The 12,821-nt window shown below is 39.0% G+C and carries 9 protein-coding genes; 7 read left to right on the top strand and 2 right to left on the bottom strand.

The genetic code is table 11. From position 1 onward, the window contains the following. Positions 1-230 precede the first annotated feature (230 nt). Positions 231-5,561 carry a Cna B-type domain-containing protein gene (locus tag KBU52_RS03295; protein ID WP_254724306.1) on the top strand — a complete coding sequence of 1,777 codons (5,331 nt, stop codon included), beginning with the start codon at positions 231-233 and terminating at the stop codon, positions 5,559-5,561. A gap of 139 nt (positions 5,562-5,700) precedes the next feature. Here KBU52_RS03295 and gdhA read toward each other — a convergent pair whose 3' ends face one another. Further along, the gene (gene gdhA / locus KBU52_RS03290) at positions 5,701-7,047 is read right to left on the bottom strand and encodes an NADP-specific glutamate dehydrogenase (protein WP_049494576.1); all 1,347 of its coding nucleotides are present in this window, start codon (positions 7,045-7,047) and stop codon (positions 5,701-5,703) included. A 228-nt stretch (positions 7,048-7,275) separates the two neighbouring features. Between gdhA and KBU52_RS03285 the strand changes: the two genes are divergently transcribed. From KBU52_RS03285 to KBU52_RS03260, 6 genes are all read left to right on the top strand, one after another. Further along, positions 7,276-8,211 carry a dihydroorotate oxidase gene (locus KBU52_RS03285; RefSeq protein WP_254724305.1) on the top strand — a complete coding sequence of 312 codons (936 nt, stop codon included), beginning with the start codon at positions 7,276-7,278 and terminating at the stop codon, positions 8,209-8,211. A gap of 32 nt (positions 8,212-8,243) precedes the next feature. Beyond that, complete coding sequence (gene holA / locus KBU52_RS03280) at positions 8,244-9,281, top strand: DNA polymerase III subunit delta (RefSeq protein ID WP_254724304.1); 1,038 nt, start codon at positions 8,244-8,246, stop codon at positions 9,279-9,281. A 69-nt stretch (positions 9,282-9,350) separates the two neighbouring features. Further along, entirely contained in the window at positions 9,351-9,956 is a 606-nt protein-coding gene (gene sodA, locus KBU52_RS03275) for a superoxide dismutase SodA (protein WP_000974725.1), read from the top strand. A 157-nt stretch (positions 9,957-10,113) separates the two neighbouring features. Beyond that, positions 10,114-11,022 carry a LysR family transcriptional regulator gene (locus KBU52_RS03270; protein ID WP_254724303.1) on the top strand — a complete coding sequence of 303 codons (909 nt, stop codon included), beginning with the start codon at positions 10,114-10,116 and terminating at the stop codon, positions 11,020-11,022. After that, positions 11,019-11,486 carry a signal peptidase II gene (gene lspA / locus KBU52_RS03265; RefSeq protein WP_254724302.1) on the top strand — a complete coding sequence of 156 codons (468 nt, stop codon included), beginning with the start codon at positions 11,019-11,021 and terminating at the stop codon, positions 11,484-11,486. The genes KBU52_RS03270 and lspA overlap by 4 nt, the downstream gene beginning before the upstream one ends. After that, the gene (locus KBU52_RS03260) at positions 11,470-12,360 is read left to right on the top strand and encodes an RluA family pseudouridine synthase (protein WP_254724301.1); all 891 of its coding nucleotides are present in this window, start codon (positions 11,470-11,472) and stop codon (positions 12,358-12,360) included. Before lspA ends, KBU52_RS03260 begins: the two co-directional genes overlap by 17 nt. 41 nt (positions 12,361-12,401) lie before the next feature. Here the strand turns inward: KBU52_RS03260 and KBU52_RS03255 are convergent, their stop codons facing one another. Further along, positions 12,402-12,740, bottom strand: a complete 339-nt coding sequence (locus KBU52_RS03255; RefSeq protein WP_254724300.1) for a helix-turn-helix domain-containing protein — start codon at positions 12,738-12,740, stop codon at positions 12,402-12,404. Positions 12,741-12,821: the final 81 nt, after the last annotated feature.

The following is a 12,821-nucleotide window of genomic DNA, read 5'->3' as shown; positions in this document are numbered from 1 at the left end:
AATATTCTCTTCATAACTAATTAGAAAATAACGGTCATTTCTTTAGTAGTAAATGAATCCAATCTATCCTATGGTGAAATAATTACTAAAAATATGATGATTCCAAAACACAGAAATATAAAAAAATGTACATAGGGAGAAAAAATGTATAAATTCGTAGATTATTTTTATAAGTTGTGATAAAATTAATTTGAGCCATTGTGTTTCAATTAATATAAAGGAGAAGAAAAATGAAAAGGAGAAAGTCCTTATGGAAAACCTTTTTGAGGAAAGGTTTTGCCCTATTCACCATATTGATGATGCTAGGACAAATGAGCCAAGGAACTGTATCAGTTCTGGCTAAAGAACTAGCGGTCGGAGATAATGGTGCCTTAGATGTTAGTCTATTGTATGGCGATAAACAAGACCATCCTGGTGGGATGGCCTATAGTACAGGTGACACTATGTCTGGGTACATCCAGATTACACCTAAAAATTTGACAACAGACCTTGATGATGTTGCTGTGAATCTAGTGTTACCAGGGAAATACCTGGATGAGGTTAATATTCCCGATTTCAATAGTAGTTCGCAACATGATGCACCAGCTGTGACCAAGGTAGGAGATGACTACCATGTAACTCTACATTTTACGAACTACCAAAAATCTGAAGTCTTGACCCTGCCATTCATCGCCAAGTTTAAGTTAGGATTCCCTCCTACCAACTACTTGATGGATATTACAGGGACGCTCAATATCAATGGTGCTGAGACTGCTTTAAATAGTATCACTTGGAAGCCTCAATACAAGGATTATACCTTGACCAAGTTTGTCAATCAGAACTATAATGCGACGATGTCTAGAGACTATGCGGAAGCATCTCCAGGGATTGTAACTGGAGCAGATGGCAAAAAGTACATTGAAAAAACTACCTCAGTTCCGTTTGCCTTCTTGTTAGATGGAATGCGTGGACAGTACAATGGTAGCTATCGTCAGTTGGAATCTGCAACGATCACAGATAAGCTGCCAACCTATACGGACAAAGATGGAAAAACTCGTACAGCGGTTCTAGATATAGAAAAATCAGAAGGCTGGGTCGACAATGGGGATGGCACAGTTTCAAAAACTTTTGTGGCTGATGAAAATAAAAATGTTCAAAGTTACCACGGAGATTTGATGCAAAAGATTCAAGACAAGAGTTTCTTGTACTTGAAGTTCCCTGATTTGGTCATGGAGAAAGACCAAACCCTAGAGGATGTCTTAGTGAAAGACTTGACTAATACTGCAACTGTCGTGGGGGTTCCTGCGGAACGTGGGGAGGGAGAACCTGATGTAACGGCTGAAGACTCTCTCATCTTCCGATTAACCTCTCGTGACTTGGAAGGAAAAGGATCTTTTGCGAAACAAGCAGAAGGAAATGTTTACGACTCGACCGACTACAAGGCAGCCAACTACAAATGGCTCTTGAAATACAATAACATCACACCATTTGCTCAGAAAAACCTTGTCTTTTATGACGAGCAAGTAGACTCTCGTTTGAAGTTCACTAAGATAGAATATACTCGCATGATGATTGGGAACTATGGAAATGGACCTTTGATCAATCAATATGTAAAACGCATCATCCTTACAATGGAAGATGGTTCGACCAAAGAAATCCAACCAGAGGCAGACAAGGATGGATTTGGAAGTACTGATTTGACCAAATATGGAACGGTCGTTGGCTGGAAGCTGGAGATGAAAGATGATTTTGAGCTTCCATCAGGTCAAGGGATTTTTATTACTACCTACACAGCCTTCAAAGATCCAGAAAAAACTCAATACGACGAGAATGATGAGACCAAGAATGTCTATGAAAATACTGGTCGCATTACTTATAAAACTCAATCAGGCGCAGATAGAGATCAATCTGCTAAATGGAAATTTAAGCTTCTTCCATTGACAGAAAATGTTGAACTAACTAAAAATACTGATTATAACAATGTCCAGTTCACAGATGGGAAAACTATTCGTTTTGCTCTATCTGCGGAGAATGTGCGTTTGGATCCAGGTAAGGACTACAAAGACTTGCGAGTCATTGACCTCTTTGATCCAAATACGCTGGATATCGACTTCAATAACTTAGATCAATATTTTGATAAGAACGGTCGCTATTATAGCCCTTGGTATAAATCCTATGAGGTCATCGAAAACTACCACAACTCTGGACGTTCTGCCTTGATTTTCCACTTGGATCAGAAGGAATTTATCAAACGCTCTCTAGAGACTGGTGGTCAAGTTCGTTTACCATTTATCTATACTAAGCTTAAAGGTAAGGATGACGGTGGAATCTTTACCAACCATATCTATATGGCAGGAGAAGGACTTTGGGATTTAGAAACTGCTAACCCTAATAAAGTTGCAGTAGATAACTTTGATTTAAATAACAATGGTTCTACAACGGATAAAATCCCACATGCAGAATCAAACTATACCATTGTTGCTGCTGAAGGTGTATATTCTCGTAAGTTTATTGCCAAGAATGACGACTTATCTGATGCATCAACAGTGACTCGTACCTTTAAACCAGGGGAAACCTTTAATTATAAATTAACAATCAAAAATAATACAGATACTCCTGTTGAAAATACTGTTATTTTTGATGCCCTTCCAAAAGTAGGTGATGTCAATACACTTGATGCTTCAGCCCGTAAGACAGAATACACTGTAAGTCTTCGCGGTCCTATCACTGCGCCAGAAGGATGGACAGCATACTACACAACAGATACCACAGTTACATCTAGTACCATGGCACAAGCTGCAGATAAAGATATTTGGTCAAAAGATGTTACAGACTACAGTCAAGTAACAGGAATTAAGATTGTCGCTAATGAAGGAACCACTATTGGTGCTCGTAGTCAAGTAGATATTGCTGTACCTGTTGTCAATCCAAGTGAATTGACAGACCAAGTTAAGCAATTGATGCTAGACCGAACAGAAGATAACAAAGACAATGGTGGCCGTTCTGGTGTCGTGCAAGCCCATAACCAATTTGGTTACAAGGCTAAAGGCCATGAAGGAAACCGTGAGTCAAATACAGTAACTTCTCAAATTTTTGGCGCTAGCTTCCATGTGAAGAAGGTTGATAAAGACGATACTAGCAAAGGATTAGCTGGTGCTGAGTTCAATCTATTGGATGCTAGTGGTGCAGTCCTTGCGACCCAAGTTTCTGATAAGGATGGAAATGTTGCTTTTACAACCTTAACAGAAGGAACTTATACTCTTAAAGAAACTAAAGCACCAACTAATTATAAGTTGGATGAGACTGAACATGCAGTCGTGGTGACCTACGATGCAGATCAACAAATCTATCATGTCACAATTGACGGAGAAGCTATTGGTTCAAAAGCTTCACCAAAACTAATCACAAATGAGAATGATATCAAATATCTCAATCTAGAAGCGACTAAAGTTTGGGATGACCAAGACAACGTAGAAGGTCTTCGTCCTGAATCCATCGAGTTCCAATTGTACAAAAATGGAAAAGCAGAAGGGAATCCAGTAGCACTTTCAGCAGGAAGTGACTGGAAAGTAACCTTTAGCAATCTTCCAGATAAAGATAGTAATGGCAACCTCATCAGCTATACAGTAAAAGAAGTTAAAGTACCAACTTATTACACAGTTGATAAAGAAGAAGCTCAGTTTGTAGATGGAAAAGCAACAATTACCAATAAGCGTACTCCTGAAACAACAGAAGTAACTGTGAAAAAAGTTTGGGATGATGCTAAAAATCAAGACGGTCTCCGTCCTGCCAGCATTACAGTTCATCTCTTAGCTAATGGTGAGAAAGTCCAAACAGCAACAGTTTCTGGTGAGGGTGAAACATGGAGTCATACCTTCACAAACCTACCAGTCTATAAAAAAGGTCAAAAAATCATCTACACTGTGACAGAAGATACTGTAGCAAACTACACAACAACCATCGACGGTACAACTATCACAAACACTTACAAACCAGGTAAAACTAGTTTAACAATGACTAAGAAATGGGCTGATGCAGAAAACCAAGACGGCCTTCGTCCAAAGACTATCAAGGTTCAACTCTATGCTGATGGTCAAGAATTAGGTAAAGTAGTAGAGCTCTCTGAAGATAACAAATGGACTTACACCTTCTCTGAATTGGATGAGAAAAAAGATGGCAAAGCTGTTCAATATACAGTGAAAGAAACAGAAGTGCCAGAAGGTTATACTCAAACGGTTGAAGCAACTAATCCAGGTCAGGTAGTGATTACGAATACCCACACTCCTTCTAAGACTAAAGTTCAAGTAACTAAGAAATGGGATGATGCCAACAACCAAGATGGTATTCGTCCAGCATCAATTACGGTTAGACTCTATAAGGATGGTGCACCTACAGACCAGACTCTGGAATTGTCAGAAGCTAATCAATGGCATGGAACCTTTGAAAACCTTGATGTAAATGTAGCTGGTAAGGCTCTTAACTACACTGTAAAAGAAGAGAATGTCCCAGAAGGCTATACTCTTTCGATCGATGATAAAGATCCAGCACATCTTGTCTTGACCAATAAGCATGAACCAAATGTCACTCAGATCCAAGTAACTAAGAAATGGGATGACGCTAATAACCAAGATGGTCTACGTCCAAAAGAAATTCGCGTCCAATTGTATGCGGGTGATCAAAAGCTAGGCAAGGAAGTTGTCTTGTCTGCAGACAATAAATGGACTCATACCTTTGAGAAACTTGCTGAAAAAGCAAACGGACAAGACATTCACTATTCTGTGAAAGAAGTGGATGTTCCGGAAGGTTACACCGTAACAGAAGAGAGCAAGGAGAAGGGCGATGTCGTCTTGACCAACACGCACGCTCCAAGTACGGTGGATATTCCAGTCACTAAGATCTGGTTGGACAATGACAACCAAGATGGTCTTCGTCCGGCTAAAATCACTGTGAAGCTTCTGGCCAATGGTGGAGAAGTGGCTCGCAAAGATATTACAAGCGAGACCGATTGGAAAGAAACCTTTACTGGCCTTCCTAAGTTTAAGGATGGCAAGGAAATCGTCTACACCCTTCAAGAAGAAAAGGTTGAAAATTATTCACCAAGCATTGACCAAGAAAGCTATACTATTACCAATACGCACACTCCAGGTAAGACCACCCTCTCTGTAACCAAACAGTGGGATGACCAAGAGGACAAAGATGGCCTTCGTCCGAAGAGTGTGAAAGTGCAACTTTATGCGGATGGTAAGAAATCTGGTGAAGTCATTGAGTTGTCAGCTGAGAACAAGTGGACTCATACCTTTGCGGATTTGGACAAAAATGTCAAGGGCAAAGCTATCACCTACACGGTGGAAGAAGTAGATGTTCCAACAGGTTACCAAGTGACGAAAACCGATGACGGTCAAGGTAATGTTGTTCTTACAAATAAACATGAACCAAGTATTCCTCCAACTACAACAACTGAAGAACCGAAAAAGAAAGTTGAGTTGCCAAATACTGGTTCGACTGAATCTATTCTTAGCCTAATCTTAGCTCTTGCTGGAGTTAGCCTTGCAGCTTATCTGCTTAAAAAGAAGAAAAATTAAGAGTAAGCTTCAATAAAATCTTGTTTAAGAATCCAAAAAAATAAGAGGTCCATAGGGCCTCTTATTTTTATTATGTAAAGCTCTTAAATGCGAAACTAAAAACCCCAGTCGGAGTGATTGGGGTTTTTAGTTATTCATTTTAAACAATACCTTGGGCAATCATAGCATTTGCTACGTTTTCAAAGGCTGCAATATTTGCACCTGCAAGGTAGTCAGTACCAAGACCGTATGTTTCTGCAGTTGTTTTAGCAGTGTTAAAGATGTTTGTCATGATGTCTTTGAGACGTCCGTCAACTTCTTCACGTGTCCATGAAAGGCGAAGACTGTTTTGGCTCATTTCAAGGGCAGATACAGCAACACCACCAGCATTGGCAGCTTTTGCAGGTCCGTAAAGGACACCATTTTCTTTGTAAACATGGATAGCTTCCAAGTTACTTGGCATGTTTGCTCCTTCAGAGACAACTTTCACACCTTGAGCTACCAAACGTTTTGCAGCATCACCGTCAATTTCATTTTGAGTCGCACATGGAAGGGCGATGTCGTAGTTGCCTGAGTAAGTCCATACAGAACCTTCATGGTAAGTAGCAGTTGGTTTTTCTGCAGCGTATTCAGTCAAACGAGCACGACGGTTGTTTTTCACATCTGTAAGAAGGTCAAAATCGATTCCGTTTTCATCAATGACATAACCATTTGAGTCAGATACAGAGATAACAGTTGCACCAAGTTCAGTTGCTTTTTGAAGAGCGTATTGAGCTACGTTACCAGAACCTGAAATAACAACTTTCTTACCTGCAAAGCTGTTGCCGTTTGCTTTAAGCATTTCTTCAGTGTAGTAAACCAATCCATAACCAGTTGCTTCTGGACGAATCAGGCTACCACCAAATCCAAGAGGTTTACCAGTCAAGACACCAGCATCAAATTGGTTGAGGCGTTTGTATTGTCCGTAAAGGTAACCAATTTCACGTCCACCGACACCGATATCACCAGCAGGTACGTCAAGAGATGGTCCGATGTATTTTTGCAATTCAGTCATGAAGCTTTGGCAGAAGCGCATCACTTCAGCATCAGTTTTGCCTTTAGGATCGAAGTCTGATCCACCTTTACCTCCACCGATTGGAAGTCCAGTCAAAACGTTTTTAAAGATTTGTTCGAAGCCGAGGAATTTCAAGATCCCTTGATTTACAGTTGGGTGGAAACGAAGTCCGCCTTTATATGGTCCAACAGCAGAGTTAAATTGAACACGGTAACCACGGTTAACTTGAACTTTTCCATCACGGTCAACCCAAGGAACACGGAAAGAAATTACGCGCTCAGGTTCAGTGATACGTGCCAAGATGTTTTCTTCAATATACTCAGGGTGTTTTTCAAAGACAGGTTCCAAAGTACTGAAGAATTCTTCAACCGCCTGGAGAAATTCAGCCTCATGCCCGTTACGAGCTTTTACAGTTTCAAACACGCTTTGGATATATTCTTTAGCAGATGTCATATCGTTCTCCTTTTTTTGTTGTCATATTTTATTACATGAGACATTATAGCAGAAAAAATTTTCAGTGTAAAGAAAAAAACATAAATTTTCTAAAAATTCTTTCAATTTGAATAAGCTAGTTTTATTAGCTGAATTAGAAACCTTTTTATAGGGTTAGTTTTATTAAAAGGCTCCTTGCAAAGTATGGTATAATAATAAAGAAATAATGGATTTTGGAGGAATAGAATCATGGTATCAACGAAAACGCAGATTGCTGGTTTTGAGTTTGATAATTGCTTGATGAATGCAGCAGGTGTTGCTTGTATGACAATTGAGGAATTGGAAGGTGTCAAAAATTCAGCAGCTGGAACCTTTGTCACTAAGACTGCAACCTTGGAATTTCGTCAGGGAAATCCTGAACCACGCTATCAAGATGTTCCACTTGGTTCTATTAACTCTATGGGTCTACCGAATAATGGTTTAGACTATTATTTGAACTACCTTTTGGAATTGCAAGAAAAGGAACCAAATCGTACCTTCTTCCTATCTTTAGTTGGAATGTCTCCAGAGGAAACTCATACTATCTTAAAAAAGGTGCAAGAAAGTGATTTTCGTGGTCTAACTGAACTCAATCTCTCATGTCCCAATGTTCCAGGAAAACCTCAGATTGCCTATGATTTTGAAACAACAGACCGTATCTTGTCAGAAGTCTTTGAGTATTTTACAAAACCTCTAGGAATTAAGCTTCCACCTTATTTTGATATTGTACATTTTGATCAAGCGGCAGCTATTTTTAATAAATATCCACTCAAATTCGTCAACTGTGTCAACTCTATTGGAAATGGTCTTTATATAGAAGACGAGTCTGTCGTGATTCGTCCTAAGAACGGCTTTGGTGGAATTGGTGGAGAATACATTAAACCAACTGCCCTTGCCAACGTTCATGCCTTTTATCAACGCTTAAATCCTCAGATTCAAATCATCGGAACTGGTGGAGTATTAACGGGGCGTGATGCCTTTGAACATATTCTATGTGGTGCCAGCATGGTACAAGTAGGAACTACCCTACACAAAGAAGGTGTGGGTGCTTTTGAGCGTATTACAAAGGAACTCAAAGAAATTATGTCGGAAAAAGGATACCAAAGCCTAGAGGATTTCCGTGGAAAATTGAATTATATGGATTAAACAGAAGCTAAATTAAAAAGAAAGGAGAATAAATGCTAGCCATAGAAGAAAGTCGAAAGCTATCCTTAGCGAACCTTCCTAGTTTGACCCTGTTTACAGGGGCTGATCAAGGACAGTACGACATCATGAAAACTCAGGTTCTAAAGCAAATCGGATACGATCCTGCAGATTTGAATTTTGCTTATTTTGACATGAAAGAAGTAGACTACAATAGCTTGGAACTTGAGCTGGTCAGTCTTCCTTTCTTTTCGGATGAAAAAATTGTTATTTTAGATCATTTTCTCGATATTACAACTGCTAAAAAACGCTATCTAACTGATGATGAGCTCAAGGCCTTTGAAGACTATCTGGAAAATCCTGTAGCATCAAGTAAATTAGTAATCTTTGCTGAAGGCAAGTTAGATAGCAAGAGACGTTTGGTCAAATTGCTCAAGAGAGATGCAACTGTTTTTGAAGCTCTTGAACCTAAAGAGCAAGAGTTGCGAGCCTATTTTCAAAAGTGGACTCAGGAACAAGGACTTATTTTTGATGGAAATTCCTTTGAACAGTTGCTTATCAAATCTAGTTTTCAATTCAGTGAAATTCAGAAAAACCTGCTCTTCTTACAGTCTTATAAGGATAGTGGTCTAATAACAGAAGAAGATATTGTTGAAGCAATTCCAAAGACTTTGCAGGATAATATTTTTGATTTGACCCAATTAATATTAACTAAGAAAATTGATCAGGCAAGAGATTTAGTTAAAGATTTGACCTTACAGGGTGAAGATGAGATTAAACTGATTGCCATTATGCTGGGGCAGTTTAGACTCTATACACAGGTAAAAATATTGCAAGAGTCTGGTCAGACAGAATCACAGATGGTTAGCAGTTTGGGTCACTATCTTGGTCGCAATCCGAATCCCTATCAAATCAAATTTGCCCTTCGTGACACGCGAGGATTGTCCCTGAATTTCCTACAAGATTCTATTCGTTATCTCATTCAGGCAGATTATCAAATTAAGACTGGTGTTTACGAAAAAGGGTACTTGTTTGAGAAGGCTTTATTGCAGATTGCCAGCCAGTCAAATTGAGCAAATAACTTGAAAAAAAAGGTTGTTTGCGTTATCATTTTTATATAGAAAGAAAAAGAGGTATTACAGATGGCTATTATCTTACCAGATCTTCCATACGCTTACGACGCCTTGGAACCATATATTGATGCTGAAACGATGCATTTGCACCATGATAAACATCACCAAGCATATGTCAACAACGCAAACGCAGCTCTTGAAAAACACCCTGAAATTGGTGAAGACCTTGAAGCATTGCTTGCTGACGTAGAATCTATCCCAGCTGATATCCGCCAAGCGCTTATCAACAACGGTGGTGGACACTTGAACCACGCTCTTTTCTGGGAATTGATGACTCCTGAAAAAACAGCTCCTTCAGCAGAACTTGCAGCAGCAATTGATGCAACATTTGGTTCGTTCGAAGAATTCCAAGCAGCATTTACTGCAGCAGCAACTACTCGTTTCGGTTCTGGATGGGCATGGTTGGTTGTTAACAAAGAAGGTAAACTTGAAGTGACTTCAACAGCAAACCAAGATACACCAATCTCAGAAGGTAAAAAACCAATCTTGGGCTTGGACGTTTGGGAACATGCCTACTACGTGAAATACCGCAACGTTCGTCCTGACTACATCAAAGCTTTCTTCTCAGTTATCAACTGGAACAAAGTAGACGAGCTTTACGCAGCAGCTAAATAATCGCATTTGTGAACACTCCTTTTTAGTTGGATTTTGGGTCTAGCTTTAAAGGTGTTTTTTTGTTTGCATTTTTTAGAAGTAACTGTCTCATGATTTTCCTTTGTTGGATAGGCTTTATTTATGGTATAATGATAAGATAGAAAACGAAGGAGAAATCATGAATATTCAACAATTACGCTACGTTGTTGCTATTGCAAATAGTGGTACTTTTCGTGAAGCTGCTGAGAAAATGTACGTTAGCCAACCCAGTCTATCTATTTCTGTAAGAGATCTGGAGAAAGAGCTAGGATTCAAGATTTTCCGCAGAACTAGTTCGGGTACCTTTCTTACTCGCCGAGGAATGGAATTTTATGAAAAGGCACAAGAGTTAGTAAAAGGGTTTGATGTATTTCAAAATCAGTATGCTAATCCTGAAGAGGAGAAGGATGAGTTTTCAATAGCCAGCCAGCACTATGATTTCTTGCCACCAACCATTACAGCATTTTCACAACAATATCCTGAATATAAAAATTTCCGTATTTTTGAATCTACAACTGTTCAGATTTTGGATGAAGTAGCCCAAGGTCATAGTGAGATTGGGATTATTTACCTCAACAATCAAAACCAAAAAGGTATCATGCAGCGGATTGAAAAATTAGGCCTTGAAGTGATTGAGTTGATTCCTTTCCAGACGCATATCTATCTTCGTGAAGGACATCCTTTAGCCAAGAAAAAAGAGTTGGTTATGGAGGATTTAGTTGATTTGCCAACAGTTCGTTTCACACAAGAGAAGGATGAATATCTCTATTACTCAGAAAACTTTGTGGACACAAGTGCCAGCTCTCAGATGTTTAACGTAACAGACCGCGCTACTTTAAATGGAATTCTTGAAAGAACAAATGCTTATGCGACTGGTTCTGGATTCTTAGATAGCGATAGTGTGAACGGAATCACCGTTATTCCGCTAAATGATAATCTCAATAATCGCATGGTTTATGTGAAACGTGAGGAAGTAGACTTGAGTCAAGCAGGGACTTTATTTGTAGAGGTCATGCAAGAGTATTTTGATCAGAAGAGGAAAGCATGAAAAAAAGAGGAATAGTAGCAGGAATTATAGCTGCCTTGATTGTATTAGATCAATTGGTAAAGGCTTATGTCGTTAATAATATTGCTCTTGATGAAATCAAATCATGGATTCCAAATCTAGTTAGTTTAACCTATCTGCAAAATAGGGGAGCAGCTTTTTCTATTCTTCAAGATCAACAGTGGTTTTTTGCGGTGATTACTCTAGTAGTTATGGCAGGGGCTATCTGGTATTTGCACAAGCATATAGAAGATTCCCTCTGGACAGTCTTTGGATTGGTTCTGATTATTGCAGGTGGTCTGGGAAACTTCATTGATCGCATTAGCCAAGGATTTGTCGTGGATATGTTTCACTTAGACTTTGTCAATTTTGCCATATTCAATGTGGCTGATAGTTATCTGACAGTAGGGGTCGTTGTGTTATTGCTTGCAATGCTAAAAGAGGAAATGAATGGAAATAAAAATTGAAACAGGTGGACTACGTTTAGATAAGGCTTTGTCAGATTTGACAGAATTGTCTCGTAGTCTCGCCAATGAGCAAATCAAGTCTGGTCAAGTCTTGGTCAACGGCCAGGTTAAGAAAGCCAAGTATACGGTCCAAGAGGGGGATGTCATCACTTACCAAATTCCTGAACCAGAAGTTTTAGAGTATGTGGCTGAAGATATTCCTTTAGAAATCATTTACCAAGATGAGGATGTAGCAGTAGTCAACAAACCTCAAGGGATGGTCGTTCATCCAAGTGCTGGTCATACCAGTGGTACCTTGGTGAATGCCCTTATGTATCATATCAAAGACTTATCAGGAATCAATGGTGTGCTGCGTCCAGGAATTGTCCACCGTATTGATAAGGACACATCAGGGCTTCTCATGATTGCTAAAAACGATGATGCCCATTTAGCACTAGCTCAAGAATTAAAAGACAAGAAATCTCTTCGAAAATATTGGGCCATTGTTCATGGTAATCTTCCAAATGACCGTGGAGTCATTGAGGCGCCGATTGGTCGTAGCGAAAAAGACCGCAAGAAACAAGCTGTGACTGCCAAAGGAAAACCAGCAGTGACACGTTTCCAAGTCTTGGAACGCTTTGGTGATTATACCTTACTGGAATTACAACTGGAAACAGGACGGACCCATCAAATCCGTGTGCACATGGCTTATATCGGTCATCCTGTCGCTGGTGATGAGGTATACGGTCCTCGTAAAACCCTAAAGGGACATGGGCAATTTCTCCATGCCAAGACTCTTGGTTTTACCCATCCAAGGACTAGTGAAACTATGGAATTTACTTCCGATATCCCAGCTATCTTTAGAGAGACTTTGGAAAAACTTCGAAACAACTAAACAAAAAAGGACTCAACTGAGTCCTTTTTATTTGCGTTTTTTTAATGGTTATTTATATTGTTTAATAAAGTCGATATTGCATCTATTATATCTGTTTTTTGTGGCTCTGGAAGCTGTTCAAGTTGACTGATGATGTTTTCAATTTCTTTACTTTGGATTGGGAAATCAAAGTTAAAAAAAGTTCTTTCATCTACTTCAAGAGCAGTTAGAATTTTATTCAGTGTTTGTATTTGAAAATTATATTTCTCATTTTCGATGTTATGAATATGTTTAGAACCCAATCCTGCCAATTCAGATAGTTTCTCTTGACTTAATCCTTTTGTAAGGCGTAAGTATCTTATTCTTTTTGCAATAAATGTTTGTAAGTTATTTTGATTCATATTTTTTTTACCTTCACTTTATATTGTAAAGATAAAAATTATAAATAATAAGTAGCATAAATTACACTTAAAATGATATTA

It is taken from the genome of Streptococcus sp. 9.1(2021), from assembly GCF_030466425.1.
GTDB lineage: Bacteria > Bacillota > Bacilli > Lactobacillales > Streptococcaceae > Streptococcus > Streptococcus wuxiensis.
The sequence above is the reverse complement of the archived record's forward strand: the minus strand, read 5'-3'. Positions and strand labels throughout refer to the sequence as shown.

What these genes read in the sequence shown, in the direction of transcription:
- lspA (WP_254724302.1), top strand. Translation starts at nt 11,019, where the DNA reads ATGAAAAAAAGAGGAATAGTAGCAGGAATTATAGCTGCCTTGATTGTA.
- KBU52_RS03270 (WP_254724303.1), top strand. Translation starts at nt 10,114, where the DNA reads ATGAATATTCAACAATTACGCTACGTTGTTGCTATTGCAAATAGTGGT.
- gdhA (WP_049494576.1), bottom strand. Translation starts at nt 7,047, where the DNA reads ATGACATCTGCTAAAGAATATATCCAAAGCGTGTTTGAAACTGTAAAA.
- KBU52_RS03285 (WP_254724305.1), top strand. Translation starts at nt 7,276, where the DNA reads ATGGTATCAACGAAAACGCAGATTGCTGGTTTTGAGTTTGATAATTGC.
- KBU52_RS03295 (WP_254724306.1), top strand. Translation starts at nt 231, where the DNA reads ATGAAAAGGAGAAAGTCCTTATGGAAAACCTTTTTGAGGAAAGGTTTT.
- KBU52_RS03260 (WP_254724301.1), top strand. Translation starts at nt 11,470, where the DNA reads ATGGAAATAAAAATTGAAACAGGTGGACTACGTTTAGATAAGGCTTTG.
- holA (WP_254724304.1), top strand. Translation starts at nt 8,244, where the DNA reads ATGCTAGCCATAGAAGAAAGTCGAAAGCTATCCTTAGCGAACCTTCCT.
- KBU52_RS03255 (WP_254724300.1), bottom strand. Translation starts at nt 12,740, where the DNA reads ATGAATCAAAATAACTTACAAACATTTATTGCAAAAAGAATAAGATAC.
- sodA (WP_000974725.1), top strand. Translation starts at nt 9,351, where the DNA reads ATGGCTATTATCTTACCAGATCTTCCATACGCTTACGACGCCTTGGAA.